Here is a 17,068-nt window from a genome sequence, read left to right on the forward strand (position 1 = left end):
GCTCGATCAGGCCGCGAACAACTCGTTCTGGATGTACTGCTGAGCAGAGCTCATGGCGTTGGCACGCGGCTCTTCGCCATACGCCAGGCCGTGGGCACGGACGAATTGCAGGTCGGTGATACCGATGAAGGCAAATAGCGTCTTGAGCAGCTCTTCGTGACCTACGCCAGTGGGTTGCCCGGCGTGCAGACCGCCCGAGGTAGAGACGATAATGACTTTCTTGCCGCCACACAGGCCTTCAGGACCTGCTTCGGAGTAACGGAACGTGCGACCCGCGATCAGAATCCGGTCAAACCAGGCTTTCAGCTGAGTCGGAATGGTGAAGTTGTACATGGGTGCGCCGATGACCAGCACGTCCGAATCGAGAAACTGCTGCAACGTGGCTTCGTTGCCTGCCACTTCCTGCTGCTGGGCGGCGTCACGGACTTCTACCGGCGTGCCCGCTGCGGCGAGGCTGGCGGCAGAGAAATGCCCAAGCGCATCGCTGGCCAGATCGCGGTAGGTGACCTGGCTGTCGGCGTGCGCAGTCAGGTAGGCCTGGACAACCTCATGGGTCAGCTGACGCGAAGCAGAGTGATCGCCGAGGATGCTGGAGTCGAGGTGCAATAGATTCATAACGTAGCTCCCATAAGAAAATCGCCACTGAGCGATGAAGTGGCGAGCATCCTATCCTTGATCGCAATAGATGATTAGTGGTCTTGAATGCGACTGTTCGTTCTATTAAGAGAACAATAGAGTGAGTCGGGGCTCAGGCTCAGCTCTTTGAATGAGGTCTCGAACACATCCAGCAGGCCTCTGACGGCAGGAAGCAGGCCACGGCGCGAGGCGAACACGGCATGCACGATGCCGCACTTGGGTCGGTGCTCGCTGAACAGCTCTACCAGGCGTCCGTCCTGCAAGGCTTCCCTGACAATCAGCTCTGGAAGCTGGGCCACACCGACACCCTGCAAGGCAGCCTGCAGCATCATGTCCAGGTCCGAACTGATGAGCCGGGGCGTGTGGCGTATTTCGGCATAGTGGCCGGGCTGCGTCTCCAGCAACCAGCGGTGCTCATGATTCGAAGAAGGCATGTCGAGGCTGGGCAGCGTCGACAGCGCGTCGAGAGAAGGCGTTGCCGACAGCCTGGCCGCCAGGTCGGCGCGTGCCACCAGACGCTGGGCACTGTGCCCAAGCTTCTTGACCACCAGCCCGTCGTCCTCCAGCGGTGGAAAGCGCACACGCAGCGCAATGTCGATGTTCTCGGTCAGCGGGTCGACGCGTCGGTTGGTACTTTCGACCTGGATCTGAACCTTGGGGTGCTCGGCCGCGAAACGGGCGATGGTCTCGTTGAAGCCCATCGCCGCCAAAGCAGGGGGACAACTGATTACCACCCTGCCCTGCGGTTCGGATTTGGAACGCAGGATGGCCTCTTCGGCCGCCTCGGCCTCGACCAGCATGGCCACGCAGTGCGCGTAATAGTCACGCCCGCTTTCGGTCACCGCGAAGGTGCGCGTCGAGCGGTGAATCAGGCGCACACCCAGACGCTCCTCAAGCCCGGCAATGCGCCGGCTGAGCTTGGACTTGGGGATCCCCAGCTTGCGGCTTGCAGGCGCAAAGCCAAGGCACTCGACCACCTGGACGAAATAAAACAGATCGTTGAGATCAAACACCCGGCCACCTCGTTTTCAGAGCCGGGAGTATGCAGCGCCGTGCCCCGTGCCTCAAGACCGGGACTGAGGATCGCACCGGGTCATTCGGCAGTCAGAAATGCCAGCACCGGTACAGTGAATGCCTCACCCGCTTCGACACTGGACAGGTGCGCCGCGTGCAGTTCGATGATCTGCGCCCCCTTAATCCGTTCGACCATGAAACGCCCGTCCGCCGGGGTCGTTACAGCATCCTGCGTGCCACAGACCACCAGCACCGGCAGCTCGATGGACGCGATCTGCTCCCGGAAATCCGCATCGCGCACAGCCGCGCAATTGGCCGCGTAACCCTGTGGCGAGGTGCATGCCAGCATGCCGACGACCGTGTCGACGGCAGCAGGCTCGGCGTCCGCGAAGGAAGGTGTGAACCAGCGTGCGATCGAGGCATCGCGCAACGCGACCATGGCTGCCTGGCCGTCACGCAGCACGGTTTCGATGCGAGGATTCCAGACATCGGGGTTGCCGATTTTGGCGGCCGTATTGCACAGCACGACCTTGTGCAGGCGCTGCGGCGCATTGATTGCCAGCCATTGGCCGATCAGCCCCCCATGGACAGGCCGCAGAAGAAAGCCTTGTCGATGCCCAGCGCGTCGAGTAGCGCCAACACGTCGCGAGCGTTTTGCTCGATGCTGTAACTGCCCTCGCTGACCAGCGATTTGCCATGGCCGCGCGTGTCGTAACGCAACACCTGAAAGTGCCGGCTGAAGGCAGGCACCTGGTTGTCCCACATGTGCAGATCAGTGCCCAGGGAATTGGACAAGACCAGCACCGGCGCGCCCGCCGGGCCTTCGAGCAGGTAGTTCAGTTGACCATCAGCGAGTTGCACGGCAGACATTCGAGACTCCGGAGAAAGACAAAGCTGCACACTAATGAGTGTCGCAGCAGCATACAATCGGCTGATCGAATATCCGTGCGGCTATCGAACAGCTTACCGTGCGCCGTCAAAACCCAGGGAGCATCCATGCCAAAGAGCCCGCAAAAGAGCCTGCACAAGGAGGACATCGCCAGATTCTGTCTCGATCTGCCGGGTGCGCGTGAAGACTACAAGTGGGGCGGCGTGCGGGTTTTTTCCGTCGCCGAAAAGAAAATGTTCGCGGTCATGGATCTGACCGGCGAGGACCTTGCGTTCAAGGTCCACCCGGAATTGTTTCTGGGTTACGTGGATCGACCCGGCATACGACCTGCGCCCTACCTGGCGCGTGCGCACTGGATCAGCGTGGCAAACGTACAGACGCTGAGCACCGATGAGTTGCGCGATCTGCTGACCCGCTCGCACCAGTTGGTGGTCGGCAGGCTGCCGAAACGGCAACAGATCGGCCTTAAGCTATAACGGCAACAGCTGCAAAAGCCGCTTGCCCATAAACAGCCAGTCAATCCACAGCGCCTGATGCACCAGCACGATCAGCCAGAACACGATCTGAAACGACACCTTGCGGGTCTTGTGCCGGAACACCTGTTGCGCCAGCAGCGCGCCGGGCCAGCCGCCGAGCAGCTCGACGCCATGCAGGACGTTCTCCGGCGTGCGCTGGCCGGCGTTGCCGGCCTGTCGCTTGTCATGCCGGTAAAGCACGAACGCCAGCAGGCTCATGACGATCAGGACCAGCGCCGGAATCGGCGTGACCTGCCTCAGCCACAGCGATGCCGTTCCGTAGACCGGTAACGCACACAGCAGCAACAACGCCAGGACCTTCAAGCGCAGTTGCCGGACCGGCGACCTGCCACGGCTGGCTGGCCGTGACGACTCGCGGCTCGCTGTCATGCCTTGGCCGATGCCCAGTCGATCCAGCCGAACTGCCAGGTCGCCAGAATCAGCAGGCCAAAAGCTATGCGATACCAGGCGAACACCGCATAGCTGTGAGTGGCAATGAACTTGAGCAAACCGCGCACTGCGATCATCGCAAAAATGAACGAAGTAACGAAGCCGATAGCAAACACCGCAAAGTCGTCCGGGCGAAACATGTCACGGTACTTGTAGCCCGAATACACCGCGGCACCGACCATGGTCGGCATGGCCAGGAAGAACGAGAATTCGGTCGCCGCCTTGCGGGACAGGCCGAACAGCAGGCCGCCAATGATCGTCGAACCCGAACGCGAGGTGCCGGGGATCATCGCCAGGCACTGTACCAAGCCTATTTTGAGCGCATCGCTCCAGCTCATATCATCGACGGTTTCGGTGCGCACGGTGTGCTCGCGGCGCTCGGCCCAAAGCATGATCACCCCACCGATGACCAGCGCCGTGGCCACGGTAATGGCATTGAACAGGTAGTGGTGAATGGTATCGGCGAAGATCACGCCCAGCACCACGGCCGGCATGAAGGCGATCAGCAGGTTGAGGGTGAAACGCTGCGCTTGTTGCTGTTTGGGCAAACCCACGACGACGTCGAGGATCTTGCGCCGAAACTCCCAGACTACTGCCAGAATCGCCCCCAACTGAATGATGATGTTGAAGGCCATGGCGCGCTCGCCGCCAAAATCGATCAGGTCGGCGACGATGATCTGATGCCCGGTACTGGAGATCGGCAGGAACTCCGTCAGCCCTTCTACAACACCCAATATCAACGCCTGAGCAGCGGTCCAAAGATCCATCATTCCCCCATGAAGCGATGCCGCAGGCTCGCTGTTTAATGTTGTCGTGTAAAAAATGCTTGCCACTATGCCGCTACATGCCTGAACGAAGCTTGAAGAAACTCGCGCAAATGCACGGCGCGGAATGCTAGCAGACCTGCACGCACAACGCCTGCTGACGTAAGCTCTGGCGCAACACAAGCTGCACGCCGCGCGCAGAAGCGCATACAATCGCCGGCCCCACCCCTCACTACCCTCACCAAGGAGCCGCCATGTCCGGGCTTGAACTCTTCGCTGCCGCCATCGGCGTTATCGCAGTCTGGCTGACAGTGAAGCAGAATCCCTGGTGCTGGCCAATCGGCCTGGTCATGGTGGTGATTTACATCTGGATATTCTTCGACGTGAAGCTGTATTCGGACATGCTTCTGCAGGTCATCTACGCAGGCCTGCAGGTCTATGGCTGGCTGCAATGGACCCGGCACGGTGACGGCCTGCCGGTCAAAGCCGTAACCACGTTGCAGAACAGTTCGGTGCTCAAGGGGCTGGCGGTCGGCGCACTCATCAGCGTTGCACTGGGTGCCGGCATGGCGCATTTCACCGATGCTGCACAACCCTGGCTGGACGCCGCGTTGACCGGGTTCAGTCTGGTGGCGCAGGTCTGGATGGCGCAAAAACGCGTTCAGTGCTGGCCGCTGTGGATCCTGCTCGATGTGATTTTCGTCGGCCTGTTCATCTACAAGGAGCTGTACCTGACGGCTGCGCTGTATGGCTTGTTCACCCTGCTGGCGGTACAGGGCTGGCGCGAGTGGCGTAACGATCTGGCGCTGGCGCGATGAAAGTTCTGGTCCTCACCGGCCCCGAGTCCAGCGGCAAGAGCTGGCTGTCGGCGCAAATACAGCATAGGTTTGGCGGCCTGCTGGTCGGCGAATACGTCCGGCAGTTCATCGATCAGCAGGGCCGCGATACCGATTACGCCGACATACCGGCCATCGCCCGGGGCCAGCTGGCCTGGGAGGACGCCGCGCGCAGCGCCGAGCCAAACTTGCTGATACTCGACACGCACCTGTTGAGCAACATGCTCTGGAGCCGCACCCTGTTCGGCGATTGCCCTGCGTGGATCGAACAGCAACTGCTGAGCCGATCCTATGACCTGCACCTGCTGCTGTCGCCCGAAGGCGTTGACTGGATCAGCGACGGCCAGCGCTGCCAGCCGCAGTTGGGTGAACGCCAGGCCTTTTTCGACGCCAGCCGGGAATGGCTGGAACACCACCTGCAGGCTTACCGGGTAGTGGGCGGTAACTGGGAGCAGCGCCGCGAACAGGCGCTGACCGCTGTCTCACAGTTGCTGGGCGACTCAGCGGATCTGGTGCTTGTGTAACAGCCGATAGAACGTTGGCCGCGAAATACCCAGCACTCTGGCCGCCACACTCAAATTGTCACTGTGGCGCGTCAACACGTCGCACAACGCCTGACGCTCGGCACGCGACTTGTAATCCTCCAGCGTCCCCATGCTGCCAATGCTGTCCTCTTCGCCAAGCAGGCCCAGGTTTGCCGCCTCTATCTGCCTGCCTTCGGCCAGCACCAGCCCGCGCCGAACGCGACCGGCCAGTTCGCGCACATTGCCCGGCCAATCGTGCTTGCCCAGCGCCACCAGCGCATCCTGACTGAAACTGCGCGCCCGCCTGCCGGTTTCCTGACTGTACAAATGGGCGAAATGGTTAGCCAGCAACGCCAGATCGCCATGGCGCTCGCGCAGCGGCGCTACACCGACCTGCAGTACATTGAGCTGGTAATACAGGTCATCGCGAAAGCGCTTTTTGCGTACGGCCGTTTCAAGATCCTCGCGAGTGGCGGCCAGCACCCGCACATCCACTGCAATCGGTTCGCCGCCGTCCGCGCGTTCGATCTGCCGGTCTTCGAGAAAGCGCAGCAGGCTCGCCTGGGTATCCAGCGGGAGCTCACCGACCTCATCGAGCAACAGCGTGCCGCCGTCTGCCGCCTCAAGCAGCCCGACCCTGCGCTCTTGAGCATCGTCAAATTCGCCGTCCTCATGACCGAACAGCACGGCGTGGATCGACTGCCCGTCAGGCGCTGCGCAATCAACGACGATAAAGGGTTTGTCACGTCGCAAGGACTGAGTATGCAGGCTGCGCGCGATCAGTTCCTTGCCCGTGCCCCGCTCGCCCCTGATCAGTACCGGCGAATCGGTGGGCGCCAGTTTGCTCAGCAGCCTGCGCAATTCACGGACAGGCCGACTGTCGCCGAGCAGCTCGGGCTCCGCGCTGAATTGCGATGGCGCGCCCTGCACGTTCGGGTGCCCGGCAGTCAATGCTCTGTCCAGCGAGGCATGCAGCCGACCGGCATCGAAAGGCAGCGTATGGAAGTCGAAAAACCAGCGGCAGACGAAATCGCCGATTTTCTCACGTCGCAAATCACTGGCTGACAGCACTGCAATCCAGCGCACCGGGCTGTTAACGAACAGCGCCTCGAGCCTGGACACGTGTTCAAAATGATCGGACGTCAGGTGCATGAGGCCTACATCACAATCAGAAATGATTGCCGAACCCGATGGGCTTTCCTGCACCGTCCAGCCGGCTGCGATCAGAACTGCGATCAATGGATGACAGTCGTCACCGCCGTCGAGCATTAACAGACGTCGTGTTGGGGCCGATCCATGCATGAAGTTTCCTTGGCGCCCGGCGTATGGAGGGATTTTTAAAAGCTTTTTATAAACAGTCTGTTGGCGAGCCCAATCATCACCCTAGCAAATATTTGACGCGGCGTTGTACCGTTTGGGTCTAACGCTCATAACCTGCGGTCATTAATGCGTTACCTGCCCGACCCTTCTTCACGCGCGTGCCCGCCGAAAATAATTCGCAACTATTTTCAGTGAACAGTGTGACTCAAGCCCCCTTGTCGTTCATCAACACAAGTAACCAGCCGGACGGTTAGCCCGCCGACGTGACTGAATTGATATGGGCACTTGAGGAAACGACCATGAACGCCCCACTGCGCTTCAACGATGCACTTCTGATCGCTGGACACGCTTTTGAACCCTTCCAGTGTGTTGCCTGGGCACCACAGGACGGTAACGGCGAACTGAGCCTGACGGTGATCGACCGCACCAGCAACCGTATCGGTCGCAAGCAGATCCCGAGCAGCACCTATTCCGACAAGCGCCAGCTGGCCAGCGCTCTGGAACAGGCCCGTGCAGAAATCAGCAACGAAGGCTACGACCTTGAGCCGTGGACCATGCCGGCTTGATGCCTGACCGAGCGGGCTCCCCGCTTGGCGTAATGGAAAACCTGTGGGATCGCCGCACTAGCCGCGCCCACAGGAATGTGTTCTCAGTGCCATGCTCTGCGCGCGCCAACCCCGCAGAGCATCGGCAAGAGAGCAGGGCCTGACGGATTCCCCATCCTCAGACCCGCTTCAACTCATCGATGTGCCGATACTCGGCCCCCAGACTCGATGCCAGTTCCCGCGCCCTTCCCAGGCGGATCGGGCCTTTCTCGATATCGATCAGCAAACTGGCGCAGTCGAACGCAGGCAGTGCCGGTAACGACTTGATCCGACCATCGGTCAGCACCAGAACCCGCTGCTGTTCAGCCGGATAGCGTTTTTGCCGTTGCGCCAACCATTCAGCCGCCTGTTGCAGCGCTTCCGGCAACGGCGTACCACCACCAGCGCCCAGTGCATCCAGCCAGGGTGTCAACGCCGACGAGGCCTTCAGCCCTTGATGCTGCCAGCGTGGCGCAGTGCCGCTGGCGGTCAGCAAGGCCAGCCGAGCCCGGCGTCGATAGGCATCGTCGAACATCTGCGACAGCAGGCCCTTGGCCTGACTCAACGCCTGATGGCGGCGGGTAGACGCCGAAGCATCGACAATCACCAGCAATAACTCGCTGGGCCGGCTGCTACGCGGCTGGCGAACCAGGTCCTTGTAGCTCTTCGGCTGACCGCGCAAAAAGGTCGGCAACCATTGCACCGGGCCGTCAGCTCCGACACGCACAGCGCCCTGCCTGCCGCTGGCCAGTCGACCGGGACGGGGAATGGCATCCGCCCCCTGTATGGCGCGGGGGCGGATGCCTAGGGCTTTTTTGGCCAGCTCGGCACTTCGCGGCGTGATCCGGTCGTGACGGCCTGAGCGGGCAACTCACCCCAGTTGCCCTGCCCGCTTTCAGGCTCGGCCTGTTTGCTGGACGAGCCCGGTGGCGGTGGCGGCGCCTCGGAGTTTTGCGGCGGCGGTAAGGGCTCGCGACGCCGATGACGCAAGGCAAATTCGGCAACCGCCTCGATGTCCTGCTCTTCAATGTGCCCGGCCCCCCGCCACGCCGCATGCGCGCGCGCAGCCCGCAGCCAGACCAGATCGGCGCGCATGCCGTCGACACCTGCGGCAAAGCAGCGCTCGGTGATCATTGCCAGGGACTGGTCATCCAGTTCAATGCCCGACAGCAACTGACGTGCCTGTTCACAGCGCTGCTTCAAGGCATCCTGCTGCGTTTGCCAGTGCTGGCAGAAGCCCTGCGGATCGCTGTCGAAATCCAGACGGCGACGGATGATCTGACTGCGCTCGGCAGGCAGCGTATGGCCGCTCAGGGCCACATTGAGGCCAAAGCGATCCAGCAACTGCGGGCGCAATTCGCCCTCTTCGGGGTTCATGGTACCGATCAGCACGAAACGCGCAGCATGACGATGGGAGATACCGTCGCGCTCGACCAGGTTGACGCCGCTGGCTGCGACGTCCAGCAGCAGGTCGACCAGATGGTCGGCAAGCAGGTTGACCTCATCGACATACAGCACGCCACCGTCGGCCTTGGCCAGCACGCCCGGAGAGAAGCGCGCGCGGCCTTCGCTCAGCGCGGCGTCAAGGTCCAGCGTGCCGACCAGACGCTCTTCGGTAGCGCCCAGCGGCAAGGTGACGAACTGACCGCTGGCCAGCACATCGGCCAAACCGCGGGCCAGCGTCGACTTGGCCATGCCTCTTGGCCCTTCGATCAACACGCCGCCGATGCGCGGGTCAATGGCAGTCAGGCATAACGCCAGTTTCAGGTCATCAGCACCGACCACAGCGGCCAGTGGAAAATGCGGAGTTTCGCTCATCGTTGAATCAGACACGGTCATCAGTTCTCTTCTATGTCCAGGAGCAGGTCTTCCAGCGCCTGCTGATACTCGCCAGGCTCCTGCCAGAGGCCGCGCTGCTGGGCTTCGAGCATGCGCTCGGTCATGTCGCGCAAGGCATCGGGGTTGTGCTCGGCGATGAAATCGCGAGTCGCCGGGTCCAGCAGATAGGCGTCGGCGAGCAGCGCGTACTGGTGATCATCGATCAGCTCGGTGGTCGCATCGAACGCGAACAGGAAATCCACGGTCGCGGCCATCTCGAATGCGCCTTTGTAACCATGGCGCTTGGCCCCTTCGATCCATTTCGGATTCGCTGCGCGCGAGCGTATCACCCGGTTCAGCTCTTCCTTGAGGGTGCGGATCTTCGGCAGGTCGGGCTGGCTGTGATCGCCATGATAACTGGCGGTCTTTTGCCCGCTGAGGCTTTCAGAAGCGGCGAGCATGCCGCCCTGAAACTGGTAGTAGTCATTTGAGTCGAGCAGATCGTGCTCGCGATTGTCCTGATTCTGCAGCACCGCCTGCACCTGAGAAAGCCGCTGGGCAAAGCGCTGACGCGCAGGCGTACCTTCATCGGCAGCGCCATAGGCGTAACCGCCCCAGTTCAGGTAAACCTCGGCAAGGTCGTCGCGGCTCTGCCACAGGCGGCCATCGATAGCACCCTGTACGCCAGCGCCATAGGCACCGGGCTTGGCACCGAATATCCGCCAGCCGGCCTGACGCGCCGCCTCGTCTTCGTCCAGACCTTCTGCGAGGAAGCCTTGCCGTTCTTCACGGACCCTGGCCGCCAGCGGGTTCAGGTCGTCGGGCTCGTCAAGCGCCGCGACGGCCTGCACCGCTGCGTCGAACAGCTTGATGAGGTTGGCGAACGCGTCGCGGAAGAAACCGGAGACCCGCAGCGTCACGTCCACTCGTGGGCGGTCAAGCAGGCTGATCGGCAGAATCTCGAAGTCATCAACCCGCTGGCTGCCCGTCGCCCACACCGGACGCACGCCCATCAGCGCCATGGCCTGGGCGATGTCGTCACCGCCGGTACGCATGGTCGCCGTGCCCCATACCGACAGGCCCAGCTGGCGCAGGTGATCGCCATGGTCCTGCAGGTGACGTTCCAGCAACAGGTTGGCGGACTGGAAGCCGATTCGCCAGGCCGTGGTGGTCGGCAGGTTGCGCACGTCCACGGTAAAAAAGTTGCGGCCGGTGGGCAGCACATCCAGACGGCCCCGGCTCGGCGCGCCGCTGGGGCCTGCCGGAACGAAGCGACCACTCAGGGCATCGAGCATGCCCTGCATTTCGCCGGGGCCGCAGGCATCCAGACGCGGCGCGACAACGTCACGCAAGCTGTCGAGAATCAGCGCCAGATCATCGTGCGCCGGCAAGTCGGTCAACGCTTCGCCCTGCGTGACGCGTTCGATAAGGATGGCGGCGTAAAGCTCCAGCCGCTCGCGCGCGTCGCCCGCACTGCGCCAGGGGTCGCTGCTCAGGGCCTGCAATGCAGCGGGACGCGGGCCGGTCCAGGGTTCGGCCAGCTCGCAGTTCAGCGGGTCGAAGTCCAGCTCGAACGCCTTGCTCAACGCGCGCAACAGACTGGACTGCGCGCCACGGCCGTCACCACGCGGAATACGCAGCAGGGCCAGCAAGGTATCGATGCGCAGGCGACCTTGCGGCGATTGACCGAAGATATGCAGGCCATCGCGAATCTGCGATTCCTTCAGGTCACACAGGTAAGTGTCCAGACGTGGCAGCCAGAGCGCCGCGTCGGCATCGCTGTCGAGGTTCTCGCCCAACGCCAGTTCGCGGTCGATATGGGTTTCACGAACCAGTTCGAGAATGTCCCGCTGCAGCTCGCGCGCGCGGCGCGGATCAAGCATTTGCGCTTCGTAGAATTCGTCGGCGAGCAGTTCCAGATTGCGCAACGGGCCGTAGGTCTCCGCGCGGGTCAGCGGCGGCATCAAGTGATCGATGATGACCGCCTGAGTGCGCCGTTTGGCCTGTGCGCCCTCGCCCGGGTCGTTGACGATGAACGGATAGATGTTCGGCATGGCGCCCAGCACCGCGTCCGGCCAGCAGGTTCGCGACAGCCCCACGCCCTTGCCCGGCAGCCATTCGAGGTTGCCGTGCTTGCCGACATGCACCACCGCATGCGCGCCGTAGGCCTTGCGCAGCCAGAAGTAGAACGCCAGATAGCCATGGGGTGGAACCAGATCCGGGTCGTGATACACCGCGCTCGGGTCGACCTGATAACCCCGCGCCGGTTGAATGCCGATGAACGTGAGGCCAAAGCGCAGTCCGGCGATCATCATCCGGCCGCTGCGAAACATCGGATCGGTGTCCGGCGTGCCCCAGCGGGCATTCACTGCGTCGCGGTTTTCCTGCGGCAGTTCGTTGAACGCCGCCAGGTATTCCTCCAGCGCCATGCTCTGCTGACACGGGCGCTGGTCGATACTGTCCAGATCATTGGTCACCCCGCCCAGCAGTTGCTGGATCAGTTCGGTGCCGGTGTCCGGCAACGGTGCCAGCGGATAGCCCTCGGCCTGCATGGCGCGCAGGATATTCAGCGCCGCAGCAGGCGTATCGAGCCCCACACCATTGCCGATCCTACCGTCGCGAGTCGGGTAGTTGGCGAGGATCAGCGCCACGCGCTTTTCGCCATTGGGCAGGCGCGCAAGCTCGATCCAGCGCCGCGCCAGTTCCGCGACGAAATCCATCCGGTCCGGCTGGGCACGGTAGCAGACCACGTCCGACTGGCTGCGCTCACTGCGCCAGGCCAGGTCCTTGAAGCTGATCGGCCGGCTGATGATCCGTCCGTCCAGCTCCGGCAAGGCGATGTGCATCGCCAGATCGCGAGCGCCGAGGCCCTGTTCGCTGGCCTGCCAGGCAGGCTCGTTGTCCTGCGCGCAGATGGCCTGAATGACCGGCACGTTGCGCCGAAACGGCCGCAGATGCGGCGCTTCCGGACTCGACTGGGCAAAACCGGTGGTATTGAGGATCAGCTCGGTTTCGGCTTCATCCAGCCAGTCCTCCACCTGAGTAAAACAGCCGGGTTCCTTGAGGCTGGCCACGGCAATGGGCAGCGGGTTGATGCCTTGCGCCTGCAAGCGGACACAGAACTCGTCGATGAAACCGGTATTGGCGGCCTGCAGGTGCGAGCGATAGAACAGCAGCGCCACCACTGGCTGCTCGGCAAGCCAGTCTGCCTGCCAATCGGCAAGCTGCGCGCTTGCCAGGCGAGGATGGTAGATGGCTGTGCGCGGCAACGGCGCGGGCTCGGCCCATGAGTAATCGCGGTCCAGCCAGCGACTGGCCATGCAGTTGTACAGTTGCAGCGCGTTCTGCAGGCCGCCCTGACGCAGGAACTGCCAGAGTCGATCGCGCTCTGCGGCAGGCACGGTGCTCAGATCGCTCAGTTCCGGATCGGGGCGGTCATCACCGGGCACCAGAATGACCTGAACACCACGTGCCGCGAGTTCCATCAGCCGCTCGACGCCATAGCGCCAGTAGCCGATACCGCCGTGCAGCGAAATCAGAATGACCTTTGCGTGACGCAGCACTTCGTCGACGTACAGGTCGACAGAGGCGTGATTCTGGACCTGCATCGGGTTGGCCAGACGCAGGCTGGGGTAGTCTTCGGGGAGCTGCCGGGCAGCTTCGGCCAGCAGCGCCAGGCTGGAGTCGCCGCTGCAGAGAATCACCAGCTCGGCCGGCGTCTGGCCCAGATCGGCAATATTGTCGTCAGGTACGAAACCGCCGGGCTGGGTTCTCAGTAAATGCATGGGTCAGCCGGCAATCGCAGCGTTGAGTTGCACTTGCAGGGCTGCGGCATCCAGCTCCTGACCGATCAGCACCAGGTGCGTGGCACGCTCTTCATCGGCACGCCAGGCGCGGTCGAAATGCTTGTCGAAACGCGTGCCGACACCTTGAATCAGCAGGCGCATCGGCTTGCCGGGAATGGCCGCGAAGCCCTTCACACGCAGAATGCCGTGTTGCACCACCAGCTGATTCAGTGCATCGAGCAGGACTTTCTCATCGGCTTGCGGCAGCTTCAGGGAAATCGAATCGAACGCGTCGTGATCGTGGTCATCATGATCGTCATCGTCGTGGTGATCATGGTGGGTCTTGCGAGCGTCGATATGCAGCTCGGACTCGGCACCAACACCCAGCAGCACGCTGATCGGCAGGCGACCGCTGCTGGCTTCGATCACCTTGACCGCAGGCGGCAGCTCCTCGGCAACTTCGGCACGCACCGTCGCCAGACCTTCGGCGTCGATCATGTCGGCCTTGTTGAGGATCACCAGATCGGCGCTGGCCAGTTGATCGGCAAACAGTTCGTGCAGGGGCGACTCGTGGTCCAGGTTGGGATCGAGTTTGCGCTGCGCATCGACCTGATCCGGGAAGGCAGCGAAGGTACCGGCCAGTACCGCCGGGCTGTCGACCACCGTGATCACCGCATCGACCGTGCAGGCGTTGCGGATTTCCGGCCACTGAAAAGCCTGGACCAGCGGCTTGGGCAGCGCCAGCCCCGAGGTCTCGATCAGGATATGGTCCAGGTCACCACGGCGCGCGACCAGTTCGCGCATCACCGGGAAGAACTCTTCCTGCACGGTGCAGCACAGGCAGCCATTGGCCAGTTCGTACACCCGGCCGTTGGCTTCTTCTTCGGTGCAGCCGATCGTGCACTGCTTGAGGATTTCTCCGTCGATGCCCAGCTCGCCGAACTCATTGACGATGACCGCAATGCGCCGCCCTTCGGCGTTGTCGAGCATGTGCCGCAACAGGGTGGTCTTGCCCGAGCCGAGGAAGCCGGTGACGATGGTGACGGGAAGCTTGGCCAGTGTTTTCATCAGGTGCCCTTTGGCAATGCGGCGGGCAAACAGGACGAGAACCGCATGCATGACACGCAGATCGGATCGCCACCGGATCACCCCGCCCGGTTGTAGTGAGAATTCTCCAGGGCCGCAGCATGTGTGGCCCGTTCGAGGCAGGTCTCCTGGCTCACGGCGGCGTGCGGCAGGCAATGAATAATGTGCCGACACGCATTCATCGCGCCTTCCCGCCGCAGCAGTGGCTGTGCAATGAACATGACCGTTTACAGTTGCGGGGGCAGCTGCGGCATGTACCGCATTCCCGTCTTAGCTCCACTGGGTGATGTTTTACCCGGGGAGAACCTCGAACCGGCAAGGCTACGCAGTGACTGCAGACAGGTCAATCGTTCAGATTGACGCTGCCCCGCCGCCCATGCTCTCCTGTACGCCTTGTTTCGGGTGCCCCTCACGGGGTGAAACGGGAAACCGGTGCGCTCGCGTTGTCGAGCAAGTCCGGTGCTGCCCCCGCAACGGTAAGCGAGCGTAGGTCTGATCCACTGTGCCACTGGCATGGGAAGGTGACCTTGCAGGCTTTGACGCATTGACGTCCTGGCCCCTCGCGAGCCCGGAGACCGGCCCGATATGCTTGCAATGACAAACCCGCGGTGGGCGGGCGCAGTTGAAACCTCCGGCGTCTGCCGGCAGGTTCTTTTGCGCGTGGCCCACTTGCCGATTACCAACAAGAGGGAACGCCATGTCGACCATCAGCAGCCACGCCGCCGCACCCAGCTCCACACGCATTCAACGCCTGACCGCCGCCATCAGCGCTGCGCTTCTCGGCGCCTGCCTGGTGTACTTCGCCGGTTTCTCGCACATCGCGGCCGTACACAACGCGGCACACGATACCCGTCACAGCGCTGCCTTTCCTTGCCATTGAGGGCCACACATTGTTCAAGCGAATCGCCTATACCGCAGGTTTCACCGGCCTGCTCGCCGCCCTGCTGCTGACCCTGCTGCAAAGCCTGTGGGTGGTGCCGCTGATCCAGCAGGCCGAGACCTACGAAAACGCGCCTGCCGAGCAACTGCATCAGCACGCGGACGGCGCGATGGCCGAACACAGCCATGCCCATGAAGAAGCGGCCTGGGAGCCCGAAAACGGCTGGCAGCGTGTGCTATCCACCACTGGCGGTAACCTGGTGGTCGCGGTGGGCTTTGCGCTGATGCTTGCCGGGCTTTACACCCTGCGCGCGCCGGGTCGCACCGTGCAAGGCGCATGGTGGGGGCTGGCGGGTTTTGCCGTGTTCGTGCTGGCCCCCACCTTTGGCCTGCCACCCGAACTGCCAGGCACAGCCGCGGCCGAGCTGAGCCAGCGGCAGTTGTGGTGGCTCGGCGCTGCCGCGTCGACTGCCGCCGGGCTGGCCTTGCTGGTGTTCGGTCAGAACTGGCTGCTCAAAGCACTGGGTGTGGCGATTTTGCTGGTCCCGCATGTGCTTGGCGCGCCACAGCCGCTGGTCCATGAAAGCCTTGCTCCCGAGGCGCTGGAATCGCAGTTCATGATGGCCTCGCTGCTGACCAACGCGCTGTTCTGGGTCGCGCTGGGATTGATCAGTGCCTGGCTGTTCCGCAGAAACGATGTGCATAACGACAATGTCGACCTGCATCAAGCCTGATCCAGCGACGCTTCAACCCGGCGCAGCACTGGTGGCAGGGCTGGGCTGTCGGCGCGGCTGCTCGGCTGCGCTGTTGCGCGATCTGCTCGAGCAAAGCCTGCAGGCACTTGAGCTGGACATCGGCCGGGTGACCGCGCTGGCGTCCATCGACCTGAAACAAACCGAGCCCGGCCTGCTTGAGCTGGCCGGGCAACTTGCAGTGCCGCTGGTGTGCTTCAACGCTGCGCAACTGGTGGCCTGGGAACTGCACCTCACGCACCGTTCTGCGCAGGTGTTCCAGAGCACTGGCTGTCATGGCGTCGCCGAAGGCTCGGCTCTGGCGCTGGCGGCGCAACTGGGAGACGGTACCGCCACGCTGCTGATCGAACGGCAGAAAAGCGCGCAGGCCACATTTGCCTTGGCAATCAGCCCTGCGCACAGCGGATAATCTCCCCGCGCTCATTCACCCCGGAGAATTCATTGACTGTCTATTTCATCGGCGCAGGCCCTGGCGATCCCGAGCTGATCACCGTCAAGGGCCAACGCCTGATTCGCAGCTGCCCGGTCATTATCTACGCAGGCTCGCTGGTGCCCCTCGCCGTTCTGGAGGGCCATCAGGCCGTGCAGGTGACCAACAGCGCCGAGCTGCACCTGGAGCAGATCATCGATCTGATCAAGCGCGCGCACGCACAAGGCCAGGATGTGGCACGCGTGCACTCCGGGGACCCAAGCCTGTATGGCGCTATCGGCGAGCAGATCCGCCATCTGCGCGAACTGAACATTCCGTTCGAAATCATTCCGGGGGTCACCGCGACCGCTGCCTGCGCTGCGCTGCTGGGCGTCGAGCTGACCCTGCCGGACGTTTCGCAGAGCGTGATTCTGACCCGCTATGCCGACAAGACCTCAATGCCCAGCGGCGAGGAACTGGCCAGCCTGGCCAGCCATCGGGCAACCATGGCGATTCATCTGGGAGTGAACAACCTGCAGCGGATCGTCGAGGAGCTCATGCCACATTACGGCGCCGATTGCCCGATTGCAGTGGTGCACCGCGCCAGCTGGCCGGACCAGGACTGGGCCGTTGGCACGCTGGCGGATATTGAGGAAAAGGTACAGGCCAAGGGCTTTCGCCGGACCGCACTGATTCTGGTCGGACGTGTGCTTGCCGATGACACCTTCAGCGAGTCCTCGCTGTACCGCGCTGGGCATGCCCACTTGTTCAGGCCGTTGTAGTCAGTACCTCTACGCGGCACGACGA

General features: G+C 62.6%; 17 protein-coding genes, 1 pseudogene and 2 riboswitches. Of the genes and pseudogenes, 8 read left to right on the forward strand and 10 right to left on the reverse strand.

The features are described 5' to 3' along the window. Positions 1-6: 6 nt before the first annotated feature. From KUIN1_RS15205 to pcaD, 3 genes and pseudogenes are all read right to left on the reverse strand, one after another. A complete protein-coding gene (locus KUIN1_RS15205; RefSeq protein WP_152092101.1) occupies positions 7-615 on the reverse strand; it encodes an FMN-dependent NADH-azoreductase in 609 nt (202 codons plus the stop codon). Positions 616-689: 74 nt separating this feature from the next. Beyond that, on the reverse strand, positions 690-1,649 hold the full coding sequence (locus KUIN1_RS15210; protein WP_058821904.1) for a LysR family transcriptional regulator: 960 nt from the start codon (positions 1,647-1,649) through the stop codon (positions 690-692). Between the two features lie 80 nt (positions 1,650-1,729). Continuing rightward, positions 1,730-2,520 (reverse strand): annotated as a pseudogene (pcaD, locus tag KUIN1_RS15215) (3-oxoadipate enol-lactonase). Positions 2,521-2,646: 126 nt separating this feature from the next. Here pcaD and KUIN1_RS15220 point away from each other — a divergent pair. Continuing rightward, positions 2,647-3,015, forward strand: a complete 369-nt coding sequence (locus tag KUIN1_RS15220; RefSeq protein ID WP_057456819.1) for an MmcQ/YjbR family DNA-binding protein — start codon at positions 2,647-2,649, stop codon at positions 3,013-3,015. On the opposite strand, the gene KUIN1_RS15225 is transcribed toward KUIN1_RS15220, so the two are convergent. Then, entirely contained in the window at positions 3,010-3,444 is a 435-nt protein-coding gene (locus tag KUIN1_RS15225; RefSeq protein WP_152092102.1) for a DUF1294 domain-containing protein, read from the reverse strand. The two genes, KUIN1_RS15220 and KUIN1_RS15225, sit on opposite strands and share 6 nt — an antisense overlap. Continuing rightward, on the reverse strand, positions 3,441-4,271 hold the full coding sequence (locus KUIN1_RS15230) for an undecaprenyl-diphosphate phosphatase (RefSeq protein WP_003400617.1): 831 nt from the start codon (positions 4,269-4,271) through the stop codon (positions 3,441-3,443). The genes KUIN1_RS15225 and KUIN1_RS15230 overlap by 4 nt, the downstream gene beginning before the upstream one ends. 251 nt (positions 4,272-4,522) lie before the next feature. On the opposite strand from KUIN1_RS15230, the gene pnuC reads away from it, so the two are divergent. Both pnuC and KUIN1_RS15240 read left to right on the forward strand, forming a co-directional pair. After that, positions 4,523-5,086 (forward strand): nicotinamide riboside transporter PnuC, encoded by a 564-nt coding sequence (pnuC, locus tag KUIN1_RS15235; RefSeq protein WP_003400615.1) that lies wholly within the window; start codon positions 4,523-4,525, stop codon positions 5,084-5,086. Then, entirely contained in the window at positions 5,083-5,628 is a 546-nt protein-coding gene (locus tag KUIN1_RS15240) for an AAA family ATPase (RefSeq protein WP_024641519.1), read from the forward strand. The genes pnuC and KUIN1_RS15240 overlap by 4 nt, the downstream gene beginning before the upstream one ends. Here KUIN1_RS15240 and KUIN1_RS15245 read toward each other — a convergent pair. Then, on the reverse strand, positions 5,605-6,930 hold the full coding sequence (locus KUIN1_RS15245) for a sigma-54 dependent transcriptional regulator (RefSeq protein WP_152092103.1): 1,326 nt from the start codon (positions 6,928-6,930) through the stop codon (positions 5,605-5,607). The two genes, KUIN1_RS15240 and KUIN1_RS15245, sit on opposite strands and share 24 nt — an antisense overlap. Before the next feature lie 317 nt (positions 6,931-7,247). On the opposite strand from KUIN1_RS15245, the gene KUIN1_RS15250 reads away from it, so the two are divergent. Beyond that, positions 7,248-7,514, forward strand: coding sequence for a hypothetical protein (locus KUIN1_RS15250; protein ID WP_003315350.1), 267 nt, complete (start codon positions 7,248-7,250; stop codon positions 7,512-7,514). A 157-nt stretch (positions 7,515-7,671) separates the two neighbouring features. On the opposite strand, the gene KUIN1_RS15255 is transcribed toward KUIN1_RS15250, so the two are convergent. From KUIN1_RS15255 to cobW, 4 genes are read right to left on the reverse strand one after another with little or no spacing between them, the layout of a single operon-like run. Further along, positions 7,672-8,283, reverse strand: a complete 612-nt coding sequence (locus KUIN1_RS15255; RefSeq protein WP_024641520.1) for a vWA domain-containing protein — start codon at positions 8,281-8,283, stop codon at positions 7,672-7,674. Positions 8,284-8,336: 53 nt separating this feature from the next. Further along, positions 8,337-9,371, reverse strand: a complete 1,035-nt coding sequence (locus tag KUIN1_RS15260; RefSeq protein WP_011268155.1) for an ATP-binding protein — start codon at positions 9,369-9,371, stop codon at positions 8,337-8,339. Next, positions 9,371-13,135: a cobaltochelatase subunit CobN gene (gene cobN, locus KUIN1_RS15265; protein ID WP_152092104.1), complete on the reverse strand. Its 3,765-nt coding sequence runs from the start codon at positions 13,133-13,135 to the stop codon at positions 9,371-9,373. Before cobN ends, KUIN1_RS15260 begins: the two co-directional genes overlap by 1 nt. A gap of 3 nt (positions 13,136-13,138) precedes the next feature. Then, the gene (gene cobW, locus KUIN1_RS15270; protein ID WP_024641521.1) at positions 13,139-14,203 is read right to left on the reverse strand and encodes a cobalamin biosynthesis protein CobW; all 1,065 of its coding nucleotides are present in this window, start codon (positions 14,201-14,203) and stop codon (positions 13,139-13,141) included. Between the two features lie 119 nt (positions 14,204-14,322). Further along, positions 14,323-14,546, reverse strand: a riboswitch (cobalamin riboswitch). Between the two features lie 58 nt (positions 14,547-14,604). Continuing rightward, positions 14,605-14,819: riboswitch (cobalamin riboswitch) on the forward strand. Between the two features lie 99 nt (positions 14,820-14,918). Between cobW and KUIN1_RS15275 the strand changes: the two genes are divergently transcribed. The 4 genes from KUIN1_RS15275 to cobM are packed head-to-tail and all read left to right on the forward strand — an operon-like array spanning position 14,919 to position 17,043. Next, on the forward strand, positions 14,919-15,101 hold the full coding sequence (locus KUIN1_RS15275; RefSeq protein WP_024641522.1) for a CbtB domain-containing protein: 183 nt from the start codon (positions 14,919-14,921) through the stop codon (positions 15,099-15,101). Between the two features lie 10 nt (positions 15,102-15,111). Then, on the forward strand, positions 15,112-15,834 hold the full coding sequence (locus KUIN1_RS15280; RefSeq protein WP_003400609.1) for a CbtA family protein: 723 nt from the start codon (positions 15,112-15,114) through the stop codon (positions 15,832-15,834). Then, positions 15,812-16,261, forward strand: a complete 450-nt coding sequence (locus KUIN1_RS15285; protein ID WP_003400608.1) for a cobalamin biosynthesis protein — start codon at positions 15,812-15,814, stop codon at positions 16,259-16,261. Before KUIN1_RS15280 ends, KUIN1_RS15285 begins: the two co-directional genes overlap by 23 nt. A gap of 32 nt (positions 16,262-16,293) precedes the next feature. Then, a complete protein-coding gene (gene cobM / locus KUIN1_RS15290; protein WP_103713953.1) occupies positions 16,294-17,043 on the forward strand; it encodes a precorrin-4 C(11)-methyltransferase in 750 nt (249 codons plus the stop codon). Positions 17,044-17,068 lie beyond the last annotated feature (25 nt).

The sequence above is a fragment of the Pseudomonas sp. KUIN-1 genome, from assembly GCF_009176725.1.
GTDB classification, from domain to species: Bacteria; Pseudomonadota; Gammaproteobacteria; order Pseudomonadales; family Pseudomonadaceae; genus Aquipseudomonas; species Aquipseudomonas fragariae.

What these genes read in the sequence shown, in the direction of transcription:
- KUIN1_RS15225 (WP_152092102.1), bottom strand. Translation starts at nt 3,444, where the DNA reads ATGACAGCGAGCCGCGAGTCGTCACGGCCAGCCAGCCGTGGCAGGTCG.
- KUIN1_RS15260 (WP_011268155.1), bottom strand. Translation starts at nt 9,371, where the DNA reads ATGACCGTGTCTGATTCAACGATGAGCGAAACTCCGCATTTTCCACTG.
- KUIN1_RS15275 (WP_024641522.1), top strand. Translation starts at nt 14,919, where the DNA reads ATGTCGACCATCAGCAGCCACGCCGCCGCACCCAGCTCCACACGCATT.
- KUIN1_RS15205 (WP_152092101.1), bottom strand. Translation starts at nt 615, where the DNA reads ATGAATCTATTGCACCTCGACTCCAGCATCCTCGGCGATCACTCTGCT.
- KUIN1_RS15230 (WP_003400617.1), bottom strand. Translation starts at nt 4,271, where the DNA reads ATGGATCTTTGGACCGCTGCTCAGGCGTTGATATTGGGTGTTGTAGAA.
- cobN (WP_152092104.1), bottom strand. Translation starts at nt 13,135, where the DNA reads ATGCATTTACTGAGAACCCAGCCCGGCGGTTTCGTACCTGACGACAAT.
- KUIN1_RS15285 (WP_003400608.1), top strand. Translation starts at nt 15,812, where the DNA reads ATGTCGACCTGCATCAAGCCTGATCCAGCGACGCTTCAACCCGGCGCA.
- pnuC (WP_003400615.1), top strand. Translation starts at nt 4,523, where the DNA reads ATGTCCGGGCTTGAACTCTTCGCTGCCGCCATCGGCGTTATCGCAGTC.
- cobW (WP_024641521.1), bottom strand. Translation starts at nt 14,203, where the DNA reads ATGAAAACACTGGCCAAGCTTCCCGTCACCATCGTCACCGGCTTCCTC.
- KUIN1_RS15245 (WP_152092103.1), bottom strand. Translation starts at nt 6,930, where the DNA reads ATGCATGGATCGGCCCCAACACGACGTCTGTTAATGCTCGACGGCGGT.
- KUIN1_RS15240 (WP_024641519.1), top strand. Translation starts at nt 5,083, where the DNA reads ATGAAAGTTCTGGTCCTCACCGGCCCCGAGTCCAGCGGCAAGAGCTGG.
- KUIN1_RS15220 (WP_057456819.1), top strand. Translation starts at nt 2,647, where the DNA reads ATGCCAAAGAGCCCGCAAAAGAGCCTGCACAAGGAGGACATCGCCAGA.
- KUIN1_RS15250 (WP_003315350.1), top strand. Translation starts at nt 7,248, where the DNA reads ATGAACGCCCCACTGCGCTTCAACGATGCACTTCTGATCGCTGGACAC.